Annotated in this window: 12 protein-coding genes; 10 read left to right on the top strand and 2 right to left on the bottom strand. The window is 70.9% G+C overall.

Annotation, left to right across the window (positions count from 1 at the left end; all coding sequences use genetic code 11):
* Window positions 1-185 precede the first annotated feature (185 nt).
* From ABEB09_RS07670 to ABEB09_RS07625, 10 genes are all read left to right on the top strand, one after another.
* Window positions 186-5,417, top strand: a complete 5,232-nt coding sequence (locus ABEB09_RS07670; RefSeq protein ID WP_345688397.1) for a HAMP domain-containing protein — start codon at window positions 186-188, stop codon at window positions 5,415-5,417.
* A 244-nt stretch (window positions 5,418-5,661) separates the two neighbouring features.
* Complete coding sequence (locus ABEB09_RS07665) at window positions 5,662-6,342, top strand: response regulator (RefSeq protein ID WP_345688395.1); 681 nt, start codon at window positions 5,662-5,664, stop codon at window positions 6,340-6,342.
* Window positions 6,343-6,472: 130 nt separating this feature from the next.
* The gene (locus ABEB09_RS07660) at window positions 6,473-9,328 is read left to right on the top strand and encodes a DNA translocase FtsK (protein WP_345688393.1); all 2,856 of its coding nucleotides are present in this window, start codon (window positions 6,473-6,475) and stop codon (window positions 9,326-9,328) included.
* Window positions 9,329-9,591: 263 nt separating this feature from the next.
* Window positions 9,592-10,413, top strand: a complete 822-nt coding sequence (locus tag ABEB09_RS07655; RefSeq protein ID WP_345688391.1) for a helix-turn-helix domain-containing protein — start codon at window positions 9,592-9,594, stop codon at window positions 10,411-10,413.
* A gap of 199 nt (window positions 10,414-10,612) precedes the next feature.
* Window positions 10,613-12,124: a 30S ribosomal protein S12 methylthiotransferase RimO gene (gene rimO / locus ABEB09_RS07650; protein WP_345688389.1), complete on the top strand. Its 1,512-nt coding sequence runs from the start codon at window positions 10,613-10,615 to the stop codon at window positions 12,122-12,124.
* On the top strand, window positions 12,121-12,831 hold the full coding sequence (gene pgsA / locus ABEB09_RS07645; RefSeq protein ID WP_345688387.1) for a CDP-diacylglycerol--glycerol-3-phosphate 3-phosphatidyltransferase: 711 nt from the start codon (window positions 12,121-12,123) through the stop codon (window positions 12,829-12,831). Before rimO ends, pgsA begins: the two co-directional genes overlap by 4 nt.
* A 26-nt stretch (window positions 12,832-12,857) precedes the next feature.
* Window positions 12,858-13,424 carry a CinA family protein gene (locus ABEB09_RS07640; RefSeq protein ID WP_345688385.1) on the top strand — a complete coding sequence of 189 codons (567 nt, stop codon included), beginning with the start codon at window positions 12,858-12,860 and terminating at the stop codon, window positions 13,422-13,424.
* Between the two features lie 109 nt (window positions 13,425-13,533).
* Window positions 13,534-13,917, top strand: a complete 384-nt coding sequence (locus ABEB09_RS07635) for a helix-turn-helix domain-containing protein (RefSeq protein ID WP_019889909.1) — start codon at window positions 13,534-13,536, stop codon at window positions 13,915-13,917.
* A 293-nt stretch (window positions 13,918-14,210) separates the two neighbouring features.
* A complete protein-coding gene (locus ABEB09_RS07630) occupies window positions 14,211-14,681 on the top strand; it encodes a Dps family protein (protein WP_345693870.1) in 471 nt (156 codons plus the stop codon).
* A gap of 111 nt (window positions 14,682-14,792) precedes the next feature.
* Window positions 14,793-15,152 carry a hypothetical protein gene (locus ABEB09_RS07625; RefSeq protein ID WP_345688383.1) on the top strand — a complete coding sequence of 120 codons (360 nt, stop codon included), beginning with the start codon at window positions 14,793-14,795 and terminating at the stop codon, window positions 15,150-15,152.
* Between the two features lie 22 nt (window positions 15,153-15,174).
* On the opposite strand, the gene ABEB09_RS07620 is transcribed toward ABEB09_RS07625, so the two are convergent.
* On the bottom strand, window positions 15,175-15,975 hold the full coding sequence (locus ABEB09_RS07620; protein WP_345688381.1) for an Fpg/Nei family DNA glycosylase: 801 nt from the start codon (window positions 15,973-15,975) through the stop codon (window positions 15,175-15,177).
* Between the two features lie 201 nt (window positions 15,976-16,176).
* Complete coding sequence (locus tag ABEB09_RS07615; RefSeq protein WP_345688379.1) at window positions 16,177-16,572, bottom strand: GNAT family N-acetyltransferase; 396 nt, start codon at window positions 16,570-16,572, stop codon at window positions 16,177-16,179.
* Between the last annotated feature and the right edge of the window lie 2 nt (window positions 16,573-16,574).

Below are 16,574 nucleotides of genomic sequence, written 5' to 3'. Positions count from 1 at the left end.
ACTGGGAAGGCTCCCTGCGGTGGCCGGAGTGGTCGGAGCCGCCGGCCGGAGCGCAGTGCCCGAGTACGAGCCCGAGCAGTACGGTCAACCCTTGCGGGAGGGACACGGTGGAGTCTGGCGTGGCGGCGCGAGGCGGTAACACGCGAGCGAAGGGCGGACGGTCCCGGAGCGGTGGGACCGTCGAGGTGGATGCCGCTGCCCTGGAGCGGCTGCTGGCGGCCCTGGTCGCGATGCGCGACGGCAATTTCCGCAAGCGGCTCACCGTGGCCGGCGAGGGGCCGATGGCGGAGATCGCCGCCGTCTTCAACGAGGTCGCCGACCGCAAGCTGCACCTGACGGGTGAGCTGGCGCGGGTGCGGCGGGTCGTGGGGCGCGAGGGCAAGCTGTCCGAGCGGCTGGAGATCGGGGCCAGCGAGGGAGCCTGGGCGTCGGCCATCGAGGCGGCGAACGCCCTGGTGGACGACCTGACCCGGCCCGTGTCGGAGGTCGGCCGGGTGCTGTCGGCGGTCGCCGAGGGCGATCTGCAGCAGCGGATGGACCTGCGGTCGGAGAGCGGCACGGACGGGGCCGGGCGGCCGCTGCGCGGGGAATTCCTGAAGGTGGCCCGTACCACGAACAACCTCGTCGACCAGCTGTCGTCGTTCTCGTCCGAGGTGACGCGGGTCGCCCGCGAGGTCGGTACGGAGGGCGAGCTGGGCGGTCAGGCCGAGGTGCCCGGCGTCGCCGGTGTGTGGAAGGACCTGACGGACTCCGTCAACACGATGGCGGGCAACCTCACCTCGCAGGTGCGGGGCATCGCCGAGGTGACCACGGCGGTCGCCAACGGCGATCTGTCGCAGAAGGTGCGCGTGAGCGCGCGCGGCGAGGTCGCGCAGCTCGCGGACACCATCAACCAGATGACGGAGACGCTGCGCACGTTCGCCGACGAGGTGACGCGTGTGGCGAACGAGGTCGGCGCGGAGGGTCAGCTCGGCGGGCAGGCGCAGGTGCCCGGTGCGGCCGGTACGTGGAAGGACCTCACCGACTCCGTCAACACCGTCTTCCGCAACCTCACCACCCAGGTGCGGGACATCGCGCAGGTGACGACGGCGGTGGCGAACGGCGACCTGTCCCGGAAGGTCACGGTCGATGTCGCGGGCGAGATGCTGGAGTTGAAGAACACCGTCAACACGATGGTGGACCAGCTGTCCGCGTTCGGTTCCGAAGTGACGCGTGTGGCGCGGGAGGTCGGTGTCGAGGGCCGGCTCGGGGGCCAGGCCGAGGTGCCGGGCGCGGCCGGTACGTGGAAGGACCTGACGGACTCCGTCAACACGGCGTTCCGGAACCTCACCGGTCAGGTGCGGGACATCGCGCAGGTGACGACGGCGGTGGCGAACGGCGACCTGTCGCAGAAGGTCACGGTCGATGTCGCGGGCGAGATGCTGGAGTTGAAGAACACCGTCAACACCATGGTGGACCAGCTGTCCGCGTTCGCCGAGCAGGTGACGCGGATGGCGCGGGACGTGGGTACGGAGGGCCGGCTCGGCGGGCAGGCGCGTGTGGACGGCGTGTCCGGTACGTGGAAGGAGCTCACCGACTCCGTCAACTTCATGGCCGGCAACCTCACGTCGCAGGTGCGTCAGATCGCGCAAGTGACGACAGCGGTGGCGCGTGGCGACCTGTCGCAGAAGATCGACGTGGACGCGCGCGGCGAGATCCTGGAGCTGAAGAACACCATCAACACGATGGTCGACCAGCTCTCGGCGTTCGCCGAGCAGGTGACGCGGGTGGCCCGCGAGGTGGGTACGGACGGACGGCTCGGCGGGCAGGCGCAGGTGCCGGGCGTGGCCGGTGTGTGGCGGGACCTGACGGACTCGGTGAACGGCATGGCCGGGAACCTGACGGCCCAGGTGCGCAACATCGCCCAGGTGGCGACAGCGGTGGCGCGTGGTGACCTGTCGCAGAAGATCGACGTGGACGCGCGCGGCGAGATCCTGGAGCTGAAGAACACCCTCAACACGATGGTGGACCAGCTGTCGAACTTCGCCGAGCAGGTGACCCGCGTCGCCCGCGAGGTGGGTACGGAGGGCATCCTCGGCGGGCAGGCCGAGGTGCAGGGCGTGTCCGGCACGTGGAAGGACCTCACGCAGTCCGTCAACTCGATGGCGAACAACCTGACGTCGCAGGTGCGCAACATCGCCGAGGTGACGACGGCGGTGGCGCGCGGCGACCTGTCGAAGAAGATCACGGTCGACGCCCGGGGCGAGATCCTGGACCTGGTGACCACCGTGAACACGATGGTGGACCAGCTGTCGAACTTCGCCGACGAGGTGACGAGGGTCGCCCGCGAGGTGGGTACGGAAGGCATCCTCGGCGGCCAGGCCCGGGTGCGGGGTGTCACCGGCATCTGGAAGGACCTCAGCGACAACGTCAACGTGATGGCCAACAACCTCACCTCGCAGGTGCGGAACATCTCGCGGGTGTCGTCGGCCGTCGCCAACGGCGACCTGACGAAGAAGGTCACGGTCGAGGCGCGCGGCGAGGTCGCCGAGCTGGCCGACACGGTCAACACGATGGTGACGACCCTGTCGTCGTTCGCCGACGAGGTGACGCGTGTGGCCCGCGAGGTGGGTACGGAGGGCGAGCTGGGCGGACAGGCCCGGGTGCCGGGTGTGTCCGGCACGTGGAAGGACCTGACCGAGTCGGTGAACTCGATGGCGTCGAACCTCACCGGTCAGGTGCGGCAGATCGCCGCCGTCACGACGGCCATCGCGAAGGGCGACCTCACCAAGAAGATCGACATCGATGCGCGCGGTGAGATCCAGGAGCTGAAGAACACCATCAACACGATGGTCGACCAGCTGTCGTCGTTCGCCGAGGAGGTCACGCGTGTGGCCCGCGAGGTGGGTACGGAGGGCATCCTGGGCGGCCAGGCCCGCGTGCGCGACGTCGACGGCACGTGGCGGGACCTCACCGAGTCCGTGAACGAGATGGCCGGCAACCTGACGCGGCAGGTGCGCGCCATCGCCGCCGTTGCCACGGCGGTGACCCGCGGCGACCTGAACCTGAAGATCGACGTGGACGCCGCGGGCGAGATCCAGGTCCTCCAGGACAACATCAACACGATGATCGCCAACCTGCGTGACACGACCCTCGCCAACGAGGAGCAGGACTGGCTGAAGGGCAACCTCGCCCGTATCTCCGGTCTGATGCAGGGCCGGCGCGACCTGGACGACGTGGCCTCGCTGATCATGAGCGAGCTGACGCCGGTCGTCTCGGCGCAGCACGGCGCGTTCTTCCTCGCCGTGCCGACCGGCGCCGCGTCCCCGAGTGCGCCCGCGGGCGCGGGTGCGGCCGGCGCGGCCGACGCGGGTGCCGGGGCGGAGGACGACGGCTCGTACGAGCTGCGCATGCGTGCCAGCTACGGCTACTCGGCCGGGTCCATGCCGACGTCGTTCCGGCCGGGTGAGACGCTGATCGGCACGGCCGCCGAGGAGAAGCGGACCATCCAGGTCAACGTCCCGCCGGGCTACCTGAAGATCTCGTCCGGTCTGGGCGAGGCGGCGCCCGCGCATGTGATCGTGCTGCCGGTGCTGTTCGAGGGGAAGGTCCTCGGCGTCATCGAGCTGGCGTCGTTCCAGCCGTTCACGCAGATCCAGCGGGACTTCCTCAACCAGATCGCTGAGATGATCGCCACCAGCGTCAACACCATCAGCGTCAACTCCAAGACCGAGGTGCTGCTGAAGCAGTCGCAGGAGCTGACCGAGCAGCTGCGGGAGCGGTCGGCGGAGCTGGAGAACCGGCAGAAGGCGCTGCAGGACTCCAACGCGGAGCTGGAGGAGAAGGCCGAGCTGCTGGCGCAGCAGAACCGCGACATCGAGGTGAAGAACACCGAGATCGAGGAGGCCCGGCAGGTGCTGGAGGAGCGGGCCGAGCAGCTGGCCGTCTCCATGCGCTACAAGTCGGAGTTCCTGGCGAACATGTCGCACGAGCTGCGCACGCCGCTGAACTCGCTGCTCATCCTGGCGAAGCTGCTCGCCGACAACGCGGAGGGCAACCTGTCGCCGAAGCAGGTCGAGTTCGCGGAGACGATCCACGGGGCGGGTTCGGACCTGCTCCAGCTGATCAACGACATCCTCGACCTGTCGAAGGTCGAGGCGGGCAAGATGGACGTCAGCCCGACCCGTATCGCGCTGGTGCAGCTGGTGGACTACGTGGAGGCGACGTTCCGGCCGCTCACGGCGGAGAAGGGCCTCGACTTCTCCGTACGGGTCTCGCCGGAGCTGCCCGCGACGCTGCACACCGACGAGCAGCGGCTGCTCCAGGTCCTGCGCAACCTGCTGTCGAACGCGGTGAAGTTCACCGACAGCGGTGCGGTGGAGCTGGTGATCCGCCCGGCCAAGGCGGATGTGCCGCAGTCGATCCGGGAGCAGCTGCTGGAGGCGGGTTCGCTGCGGGATCCGGAGGCCGACCTGATCGCGTTCTCGGTGACGGACACCGGGATCGGCATCGCGGCCAGCAAGATGCGGGTGATCTTCGAGGCGTTCAAGCAGGCGGACGGCACGACGAGCCGGAAGTACGGCGGTACGGGCCTGGGGCTGTCGATCAGCCGGGAGATCGCCCGGCTGCTGGGCGGCGAGATCCACGCGGCGAGCGAGCCCGGCCGCGGGTCGACGTTCACGCTGTACCTGCCGCTGCACATGAACGAGCTGCCGCCGCACGGGTACGGGCCCGGGGTGCCCGGCCCGGAGGACGCGCACCTCGCGGGGGTCGACGACGTGGCGCTGGACGCGCCGGCCGCGCCCGTGGTGCCGGCGCCGCCCACGGTCGCGCTGCCGCCGTCGGCTGCCCCCTCGGTGGTTGCGGGCGCGGGCGCCGCGGGCGGGCCGGGGGCCGGTCCCGCCGCCCCGTCCGAGGGCCGGTCCGGGGCCGGGGCGCTGTTCCGGCACCGGCGCAAGGCGCAGAGCGCGGCCGACGCGCGGGCCGCGCTGCCGGGGCAGGCCGGGCAGCCGGGGGCCGCGGCCGGGCAGGAGGTCCAGGAACCGCGGCGGATCTTCGAGTTCAACGGCGAGAAGGTGCTGATCGTCGACGACGACATCCGCAATGTCTTCGCGCTCACCAGCGTGCTGGAGCAGCACGGGCTGTCCGTGCTGTACGCGGAGAACGGCCGTGAGGGCATCGAAGTCCTGGAGCAGCACGACGATGTGACGGTCGTCCTGATGGACATCATGATGCCCGAGATGGACGGGTACGCCACGACGACGGCGATCCGCAGGATGCCGCAGTTCGCCGGGCTGCCGATCATCGCGCTGACGGCGAAGGCGATGAAGGGGGACCGGGAGAAGGCGATCGAGTCCGGGGCGTCCGATTACGTCACGAAGCCGGTGGATCCTGATCACCTGCTCTCGGTCATGGACCAGTGGATGCGCAGGGAGTGATCGAAAATTGAACGAATCGGTATCGGTTGCTGACTGACTGTGGCCGAAGGCGTGTGAGGGAGCGGGATACGGGGAACCTTCTGGTCTCTCGCCGCGTTTCTGCTACGTGCACAGTGACATCGCGGTGACAGGGTGTGGCGACAGGCGGGGTGCGGCTACCATGACCGGCACAAGGACGGACGGCGCAAGGGAGTCGTCCCCTGGGGCGGCGCCCGGCCAACTGCCGGGGCGAGGAGGACGGGCCATGGTGCAGAAGGCCAAGATCCTCCTGGTCGATGACCGGCCGGAGAATCTGCTGGCGCTGGAGGCCATCCTCTCTGCGCTCGATCAGACGCTGGTGCGGGCATCGTCAGGGGAGGAGGCGCTCAAGGCGCTGCTGACGGACGACTTCGCGGTCATTCTCCTGGACGTCCAGATGCCAGGAATGGACGGCTTCGAGACCGCCGCGCACATCAAGCGCCGGGAGCGCACGCGTGACATTCCGATCATCTTCCTGACCGCCATCAACCACGGCCCGCACCACACCTTCCGCGGGTACGCCGCGGGCGCGGTCGACTACATCTCCAAGCCGTTCGACCCGTGGGTCCTGCGCGCCAAGGTCTCCGTCTTCGTCGAGCTGTACATGAAGAACTGTCAGCTGCGCGAACAGGCCGCGCTGCTGCGCCTCCAGCTGGAGGGCGGCAACGGCGGCCAGGGCGGCGTGGCCGCCAAGGAGTCGGCGGGCCTCCTCGCCGAACTCTCCGCCCGGCTCGCCGCCGTCGAGGAACAGGCCGAGGCGCTCTCCAAACAGTTGGACGACGAGTCCGCGGACGCCGCGGCCGTCGCCACCGCCGCGCACCTGGAGCGCAAACTCACCGGGCTGAGGCGGGCGCTGGACGCGCTGGAGCCCGGCTCCTCGGGCGGCTCCCCGTCCCTGCCCGCGTAACGGCTCCGGCCGCGAACGGTGTTCGCCGTGCCTGAGCGGGCGTCAGTTTCCGTAAGCAGCAAAAGCGACACGAACGGGTGAAGCAGGCGGACGCGTGTCCCCCGCCGCTCACACCGGTAACCTCACCCCCATGGCCTCACGTACGTCCGGCAAGGGTTCCCAGGGCACGGCGGGCACCGCGAAGCCGCGCGCCGGCCGTACGACTGGCGCCGCGCAGCAGGCGGCCTCCGGCAAGCCCCCCGTGAAGAAGACCGCCGCCAAGCGTCCCGCACCCGCCAACAAGGCACCGGCCAAGAAAGCCCCCGCCAAGAAGGCACCAGCCAAGAAGGCGCCCGCGAACAAGGCCGCCGCCAAACCCGCACCGTCCCCCACCGGCGGCGTCTACCGGGTCGTCCGGGCCCTGTGGCTCGGCCTCGCCCACGCGGTCGGCGCGATGTTCCGCGGCATAGGGCGCGGCGCCAAGGGCCTCGACCCGGCGCACCGCAAGGACGGGCTCGCCCTGCTGCTGCTCGCCCTCGCCCTGATCGTCGCCGCCGGCACCTGGGCCAACCTCCACGGCCCGGTCGGCGACCTCGTCGAGATGCTGGTGACCGGCTCCTTCGGCCGGCTCGACCTGCTCGTGCCGCTCCTGGTCGGCGCGATGGGCGTCCGGCTGATCCTCCACCCCGAGAAGCCCGAGGCCAACGGCCGTATCGTCATCGGCCTGTCCGCCCTGGTCATCGGGGTCCTCGGCCAGGTCCACATCGCCTGCGGCTCACCCGGCCGCGACGCCGGCGCCACCGCCATGCAGGACGCCGGCGGCCTCATCGGCTGGGCCGCGTCCAAGCCGCTGGTCTTCATGATGGGCGAGGTCCTCGCCGTCCCGCTGCTGGTCCTGCTCACCGTCTTCGGCCTGCTCGTCGTCACCGCCACACCCGTCAACGCCATCCCGCGGCGGCTGCGCGCCCTGGGCGAGCGGCTCGGCATCGTCGAGCCCTACGAGGACGGCACGAGCGAGGACGGCCAGCGGTACGACGAGCAGTGGCGCGACTCCCTGCCCGCCCGCTCCCGGCGCCGCGCCCAGGCCGGGCCCGGCGACGAGCCGTACGACCACGACCGTGCCGAGGACGAGGCGCTCACCAGGCGCCGCCGGCCGCGCCCGCGCACCGCGCCGGCCGAGCCCGACTTCGACCGGCCCATGGACGCGGTCGACATCGCCGCAGCGGCCGCCGCCGCGCTCGACGGGGCCGTCCTCAACGGCATGCCGCCCTCGCCGCTGGTCGCCGACCTGACCCGGGACGTCACCCGCGACCTCGCCCCCGAGGCCACGCCAGGCACCGGGCGCACCGGCCCCCGGGACGCCGCCCGAGCGGGCGCCGCGCCCGCGCCCGTACCCCCGGCGCGCGACGCCGCGAAACCGGCCGCGCCCGGCTCCGTACCCGACCTGACCAAGCCCGCGCCCGTACGCGACGAGGCACATCCCTTGCCCGCGCGGGCCGAGCAGCTCCAGCTGTCCGGGGACATCACGTACGCCCTGCCGTCCCTGGACCTCCTGGAGCGCGGCGGCCCCGGAAAGACCCGCAGCGCCGCCAACGACGCCATCGTGGCGTCCCTGCGGAACGTCTTCTCCGAGTTCAAGGTGGACGCCGACGTCACCGGCTTCACGCGCGGCCCGACGGTCACCCGGTACGAGGTCGAGCTGGGCCCGGCCGTGAAGGTCGAGCGGATCACCGCGCTGACCAAGAACATCGCCTACGCCGTCGCCAGCCCCGACGTGCGGATCATCTCCCCGATCCCCGGAAAGTCCGCCGTCGGCATCGAGATCCCGAACACCGACCGCGAGATGGTCAACCTCGGAGACGTGCTCCGGCTCGCGGACGCCGCCGAGGACGACCACCCGATGCTGGTCGCGCTCGGCAAGGACGTCGAGGGCGGCTACGTCATGGCCAACCTCGCGAAGATGCCCCACGTGCTGGTGGCGGGAGCCACCGGATCCGGCAAGTCGTCCTGCATCAACTGCCTGATCACCTCGGTGATGATAAGAGCGACCCCCGAGGACGTCCGGATGGTGCTCGTCGACCCCAAGCGGGTCGAGCTGACCGCGTACGAGGGCATCCCGCACCTGATCACACCGATCATCACCAACCCCAAGCGGGCCGCCGAGGCCCTGCAGTGGGTCGTGCGCGAGATGGACCTGCGCTACGACGACCTCGCCGCCTTCGGCTACCGGCACATCGACGACTTCAACGCCGCCGTGCGCAGCGGCAAGCTCAAGACGCCCGAGGGCAGCGAGCGCGACCTGCAGCCGTACCCGTACCTGCTGGTCATCGTCGACGAGCTGGCCGACCTGATGATGGTCGCGCCCCGGGACGTCGAGGACGCCATCGTCCGGATCACCCAGCTGGCCCGCGCCGCCGGCATCCACCTGGTGCTCGCCACGCAGCGGCCGTCCGTCGACGTCGTCACCGGCCTGATCAAGGCGAACGTGCCCTCCCGGCTCGCCTTCGCCACCTCCTCGCTCGCCGACAGCCGGGTCATCCTGGACCAGCCGGGCGCCGAGAAGCTCATCGGCAAGGGCGACGGGCTGTTCCTCCCCATGGGCGCGAACAAGCCGATCCGGCTCCAGGGCGCCTTCGTGACGGAGGAGGAGGTCGCGGCCGTCGTCCGGCACTGCAAGGAGCAGATGGCGCCCGTCTTCCGCGACGACGTCACCACCGGCACGAAGCAGAAGAAGGAGATCGACGAGGACATCGGCGACGACCTGGACCTGCTGTGCCAGGCGGCCGAACTGGTCGTCTCCACGCAGTTCGGCTCCACGTCCATGCTCCAGCGCAAGCTGCGCGTGGGCTTCGCCAAGGCCGGGCGGCTGATGGACCTCATGGAGTCGCGGAACATCGTCGGTCCGAGCGAGGGATCCAAGGCGCGCGACGTGCTGGTCAAGCCGGATGAACTGGACGGCGTACTCGCCCTGATCCGTGGAGAGGCCGGAGAGGGTGGGGAAGGCTGACAGCCGCACCCGTAGCACCACCGTGTCCCACCCGTAGAACGACCGTGTCTCACCCGTAAGAGAACCGTGAGCAACCGTTGCCCCGAGCTGTACGTCAAGTTGGATGAAGGGGGCGCACAATGTGTGTCCCCGGCGTGTCCCGCGCCTCGGACGCGCGGCCATTCCTATGGCGTACAAACTGCGTCCGCCCGGTTGCTCCCCCCTTTCGTACCCCCCATAGACTGAACCTCCGGCAGGTGGTTACACGCTCGAAAGGCGCCCTCGTGTCCATCGGCAACTCCCCCGAAGACGACCGGCCTTCGACCCCCGAGGACGACCGGCCCTCGATCGGCCGTGCGCTCCGCCAGGCACGCATCGACGCAGGTCTGACCGTCGAGGAGGTCAGTTCCTCCACCCGGGTGCGCGTCCCCATCGTGCACGCCATCGAGGAGGACGACTTCTCGCGGTGCGGCGGCGATGTGTACGCCCGCGGGCACGTGCGCACGCTCGCACGGGCCGTCGGGCTCGACCCCGCCGTACTGGTCGGGCAGTACGACGCGGAACACGGAGGCCGTCCCACCCCCACACCCGCCGCCCCGCTCTTCGAGGCGGAACGGATCCGCCCCGAGCGGCGCCGGCCCAACTGGACGGCCGCCATGGTCGCGGCGATCGTCGCCGTGATCGGCTTCGTCGGCTTCACGCTCTTCAGCCGCGACGACGGCGGCTCCGGATCCAAGCACGTGGCCGAGGCGGCACCGTCCCCGAAGCCCAGCCTGTCGGCCAAGCCCAAGCCGACCGTGGCCCCGCCCGTCGCGTCCGAGAGCGCGATCGCGGCGGTCCCGCAGGACAAGGTGACGGTGAAGCTGACCGCCATCGACGACAAGAGCTGGATCTCCGCCAAGGCCCAGGACGGCAAGCTGCTCTTCGACGGGCTGCTGCTGAAGGGCGACTCCAAGACCTTCCAGGACGACGAGCGGCTGGACCTGATCCTCGGCAACGCCGGGGCGATCGAGCTGTTCGTGAACGGCAAGAAGGTGGAGGACGAGTTCGCGCCCGGACAGGTGGAGCGCCTGTCGTACAGCAAGGGCGACCCGCAGGACGGCTGACGGCCGGCCGTCCCTGCCGGGGGTCGGCCCCGCTGGTGACCCGCTCCCGAGCCCGGGGGCGGGTCTCCTTTTCGTACGGGATCTTGCCGGGTGGTTACCGGCGGGTTGCGCGGACGTTCGCCGGGCGTCGGCGGGGGCGGGGCCCGGGCGGCGACCCTGAGCGGCGGAGACGCGGCCGGAACGAAGTAGTCTTGAGTCCATGCCCGAACGCCGTACCGTCGCCCTTGTCACTCTTGGCTGCGCCCGTAACGAGGTGGACTCGGAGGAGCTCGCAGGCCGCCTGGCAGCGGACGGCTGGCAGCTCGTCGACGACGCCGCCGACGCGGACGTCGCCGTCGTCAACACCTGTGGCTTCGTCGAGGCCGCCAAGAAGGACTCCGTCGACGCCCTGCTCGAAGCCAACGATCTGAAGGACCACGGCCGCACCCAGGCCGTCGTCGCCGTCGGCTGCATGGCCGAGCGCTACGGCAAGGAGCTGGCCGACGCCCTGCCCGAAGCGGACGGCGTCCTCGGCTTCGACGACTACGCCGACATCTCCGACCGGCTCCAGACGATCCTCAGCGGAGGCATCCACGCCTCCCACACCCCCCGCGACCGGCGCAAGCTGCTGCCGCTGAGCCCCGTGGAGCGGCAGGAGGCGGCCTCCGCGGTCGCCCTGCCCGGCCACGGCGCCTCCGCGCCCGAGGAGCCCCAGGAGGCCCCCGCGGACCTGCCGGAGGGCATCGCGCCCGCCTCCGGGCCGCGCGCGCCGCTGCGCCGCCGCCTGGACAGCAGCCCCGTCGCCTCCGTGAAGCTGGCCTCGGGCTGCGACCGCCGCTGCTCGTTCTGCGCCATTCCGTCCTTCCGCGGCTCCTTCGTCTCCCGGCGCCCCTCGGACGTGCTGGGCGAGACCCGCTGGCTGGCCGAGCAGGGCGTGAAGGAGATCATGCTGGTCTCCGAGAACAACACCTCGTACGGCAAGGACCTCGGCGACATCCGGCTCCTGGAGACGCTGCTGCCGGAGCTGGCCGCCGTCGACGGGATCGAGCGCGTCCGGGTCAGCTACCTCCAGCCCGCCGAGATGCGGCCCGGCCTCATCGACGTCCTGACGTCCACCGAGAAGGTCGTGCCGTACTTCGACCTGTCCTTCCAGCACTCGGCGCCCGCCGTGCTGCGGTCCATGCGCCGCTTCGGCGACACCGACCGCTTCCTGGAGCTCCTGGACACCATCCGGGGCAAGGCGCCGCAGGCCGGCGTGCGCTCCAACTTCATCGTCGGCTTCCCCGGCGAGACCGACGAGGACTTCGCCGAGCTGGAACGCTTCCTCACGCACGCGCGTCTGGACGCCATCGGTGTGTTCGGTTACTCGGACGAGGACGGCACGGAGGCCGCCACGTACGAGAACAAGCTCGACCAGGAGGTCGTCGACGAGCGCCTCGCCCACCTGTCGCGGATGGCCGAGGAGCTGACCGCGCAGCGCGCCGAGGAGCGGCTCGGGGAGACCCTGGAGGTCCTCGTCGAGTCCGTGGTGGGCGACGGCCCCGACGACGAGCTGGACGAGGACGAGTACGCCGCCGTGGGCCGCGCCGCCCACCAGGCGCCCGAGACGGACGGCCAGGTCCTGTTCACCGCGAGCGCGGGCCTCGCCGTGGGCCGTATGGTCAGGGCCAAGGTCGTCGCCACGGAGGGCGTCGACCTGGTGGCCGAGGTACTGGAGGAGGCGGGCAGATGACCGGAGTCCCGGCGTCCGCCGCGGGCGGTACGGGGCGGAGGGCACCCGGCGGCAAGCTGGGAGCCGCGGCCGTCAACCAGGCCAGCCTGTGGAACATCGCCAACATCCTGACCATGGTGCGGCTGGTGCTCGTGCCGGCGTTCGTGGTGCTGCTGCTCCAGGACGGCGGGTACGACCCGGCCTGGCGTGCCTGGGCGTGGGCGGCGTTCGCCGTCGCCATGATCACCGACGTCTTCGACGGCCACCTGGCCCGTACGTACAACCTCGTCACCGACTTCGGGAAGATCGCCGATCCGATCGCCGACAAGGCGATCATGGCGGCCGGGCTGATCTGCCTGTCCGGTCTCGGCGACCTGCCGTGGTGGGTGACGGGGGTCATCCTCTTCCGCGAGCTGGGCATCACGCTCATGCGGTTCTGGGTGATCCGGCACGGGGTCATCCCGGCCAGCCGGGGCGGCAAGATGAAGACCCTGGCCCAGGGCACGGCGGTCGGCATGTACGTGCTGGCCCTGACCGGGCCGCTGGCCACCCTCCGCTGGTGGGTGATGGCCCTCGCGGTCGTCCTGACGGTCGTGACGGGCCTGGACTACGTCCGGCAGGCCATTGTGCTGCGGCGCCGTGGCCTGGCCGAGGAGAGGGCCGCACGGGCGGCTGAGGCGGCACGGTCCTCGCAGGCGTCGCAGACCGCTCCGGAGCCGCCCCGGTGAGTCAGGCGGTACGGAAGGGGGATCCGGTGGGGGACCACCTGATCGGGGAACCGGTCGGCGATCCGGTCGTCGAGTCGTCCGCGGCGCGCGTGTTGCGGATGCTCGCGGAGCGTGACCAGACCCTGGCGGTCGCCGAGTCGCTCACGGGCGGGCTCGTGGCGGCGGCGCTCACCTCCGTACCCGGGGCCTCGGCGGTCTTCCGCGGCTCCGTCACGGCGTACGCCACCCCGCTGAAGCGGGAGCTGCTGGGCGTCGACGGGGCACTGCTGGAGCGGCGCGGGGCCGTCGACGGTGAGGTCGCGCTGCAGATGGCGGCGGGCGTGCGCAGCCGGCTCGGCGCCGACTGGGGCATCGCGACGACGGGTGTCGCCGGGCCCGAGGCCCAGGACGGACAGCCCGTCGGGACGGTCTTCGTGGCCGTGCGCGGACCCGCCGCAGGAGCCGTCGGAGCGGGGAAAGTGGCCGCTCTGCGGTTGAACGGCGACCGCGCGGAAATCCGTAGAGAGAGTGTACGGAGCGTGCTGGAACTGCTCGCGAGCGAACTCTCGGAAAATGCGCGGGCAAAGGATACGGAACAGAACGGGGGGAATTGATGTTTGCAGCCCTGAGTGAACACGACATCGCTCCCCGCACGGCCGCAGCGCGAGGCGGTACGGTGGGGCGTGAAGGATGCGGCTACGCGGTCCGAGGAGGGAGCCACCGATGATTCTGCTCCGTCGCCTGCTGGGTGACGTGCTGCGTCGGCAGCGCCAGCGCCAGGGCCGTACTCTGCGCGAAGTCTCCTCGTCCGCCCGAGTTTCGCTCGGCTATCTCTCCGAGGTGGAGCGGGGGCAGAAGGAGGCTTCCTCCGAACTGCTCTCCGCTATCTGCGACGCGCTGGACGTACGGATGTCCGAGCTCATGCGGGAAGTGAGCGACGAGCTGTCGCTGGCGGAGCTGGCGGAATCGGCAGCGGCGAGTGAGCCGGTGCCGGCACCAGTGCGCCCGATGCTCAATTCCGTATCCGTGACGTCGGTGGCAGGTGTGCCGACGGAGCGGGTGACGATCAAGGCGCCCGCGGAAGCTGTGGACGTCGTCGCTGCTTGATCCGCTCTCCTGCGACCTGGTTCGGTGCGGGCCCGTCCCGTCCGGCCGGGGATCGCCGGATCGCCGGGATCGCTGCGGTCGCGGGATCGCTGGGGGTCAAGAGCTGATGCACTGCCCGATCTGCGGGGATGGTGATCCATCGAGGGGTCTCCATGCGATCCCCCGCCGGATCGACGTTTGGGGCTGAGCCCCGGTCGGTACCCGAGGTGCTGATCGGGGCTTTTGCTTTACCCCGAATGACCGTTTTGGTGCTGTGTGTCATGGTGGAACGGCGCACGGAATGGAGGATTCGGATGACTGTCGTCAAGAGTTCCTTGCCCGACGCCGACCTCAAGGTGGTCGGCGAAGCCTTGCAGGGCGCGCTCGTGGACCTGGTCGACCTGTCGCTCGTGGCGAAGCAGGTGCACTGGAACGTGGTCGGACCGCGGTTCCGCTCCATACACCTGCAGCTCGACGAGGTCGTCGCCACCGCCCGCCAGCACTCCGATGTCATGGCGGAACGCGCGTCGGCGCTCGGTGTCAACCCGGACGGCCGGGCCGCGACCGTCGCGTCGGGGAGCGCGATCGGAAAGGTTCCGGAGGGCTGGATCAAGGACAATGACGCCGTGCGGATCCTGGTGGACGCGCTCGGCGCGGTCATCGAGCGGATGCGGGAGCGGATCGCGGCCACGGAGCAGCCGGATCCCGTGACGCAGGATCTGGTCATGGAAGTGACAGCCGACCTCGAGAAGCACGCCTGGATGTTCCAGGCGGAGAGCGCGTAGGGGCGTGGGCGCCTGGAGCGGGGGGTGGGTCGCCGGATGCGCCGGGGGCTGCTTCGGTGCGCCCTGCCGTCGCGTGAGCGGGCCGGTCTAGCGTCGACCGGAGGAGGCGGCATGTTAAGGCGACGGGTCCCGCTGCCGGCGCTCACGTCGGCGCTCGTACCGTCCGTTCTGCTGGTGTTGCTCGTGTGCGGCGGGGTTCTGTGGTGGTGGGCCGTGCTGCGGCTGGTGATGGTGCCCGAGCGGGTGGGTGTGGTGGAGGGCGCAGTCGTGGCGAGCGGCTGGGGGCTGAGCCTGCTGCCCGTGCATGTGGCGGGCGCGCCGACCGCGCGGGTGTCGCGGCGGCCCCGGTGGCTCGCGGCGGTGCGGGACTCGTTCCCCGAGGCGCTGCGCGGTGTGGTGTGGGACGTCGTACGGGCCGTCAGGAGGCCGCCGTCCAAGGAGCGTCAGGAGAGCGTGCGCGACGGGCGCTGAAACGCACTCGACGGACGCGGCGTCAACCGGCCGTGCCGGGCCCCGGACCCGTCTGACAGCCGGGGCACCAATAGGACACGCGCTCGTCCCGGTCGTCCCAGCGGATCGTGGTGCCGCAGCGGTAACAGGGCTGGTTCCTGCGGCCGTAGACGTAGAGGCGGCGGTCGGGGCGGGCGGCGGTGACGGTACGGCGGTCGGAGCGGTCCTTGTTGGCTTCGAGCAGCCGATGGGCCGTGGCGATCAGCCGCTCGGGCACACCGGGTGGCAGCTCTCCGACGGGCAGCCAGGGGGTCACGCGCGCCATGAAGGCCAACTCGCACTTGTAGACGTTCCCGACGCCCGCGAGATTCCGCTGGTCCAGCAGCGCTTCCCCCAGCGGTCGCGCCGGGTCGGCGCACACCCGCCGGACGGCTTCCTCGAAGTCCCAGTCGGGGCCGAGGAGATCGGGGCCCAGATGCCCCACGACGCTCGGCTCGTCGACCGTGCGGAGGAGGTCCAGCACGGGCAGCCGGTAGCCGACGGCGGTGTACGCGGACGTACCCAGAACGGCCCGCACCTGGTGCCCGGGACCCCCACGCCACCGCTCCCCGGCCTCGTACACATGCCAGGCACCGTCCATCCGCAGGTGCGAGTGGAGCGTGAGACCACCCTCGATCCGGGTCAGCAGATGCTTGCCGCGCGGAGTGACGTCGAGAACGGTCCGGCCGGTCAGATCGGTCGTGGCCAGCCGCGGAACGCGCAGGTCACTGACGGTGAGCAGCCGCCCCGCGAGGGCACGGTGCATCCGCCGAGCGGTCCGCCAGACGGTGTCTCCTTCGGGCATGGGTCCATGATGCGCTCATGGGAGCCGCGGGGCGGTGATGCGGCGGGAGGTGCGATCCGCGTCTCCAGGCTCGGCCCGGCCCCACACGTCCTGCGTCCTCGCGCGGGCACCGGGCCGGCGGCCACCCCCGGCGGACGCGGAGATACCTGGCGCTCTTCGGCTCGGATGCCGAGTCCCGTCGGGTTGATCCCCGTCCCGGAGTCACATCGGTGCGTCGCCGAGCCGTTCCGCGCGGAGCAGGGAGTAGAGCACCGAATCGTGCCACTGGCCGCCGCGCCACACCGCGGAGCGCAGCACGCCCTCCCTGACGAAGCCCGCCTTCTCCAACGCGCGCTGCTCGGCGAGGTTGGCGCAGTCGGTCCATGCCTGGATCCGTTCGACCCTGGTGTGGTCGAAGAGGTACTCCGCCAGCAGCCGCTGGGCCCGGGTGCCTATGCCCCGGCCGCGGGCGGAGGGCACCAGGCCGATCGCCAGGCTCCAACCCGCCAGGGCGTCGGGTCCCCAGCTGCCGGGGAACCACTTGACCCGGCCCACCGTCACGTCGCCCTCGGCGGGCGACGTGACGGTTGCGTGCGCCCGGAAAGATCGTCCGGGCATGC

The organism is Streptomyces coeruleoprunus, assembly GCF_039542925.1.
GTDB lineage: Bacteria > Actinomycetota > Actinomycetes > Streptomycetales > Streptomycetaceae > Streptomyces > Streptomyces coeruleoprunus.
Note: the sequence above shows the minus strand (reverse complement) of the source record. Positions and strands in the feature narration are given on the sequence as shown.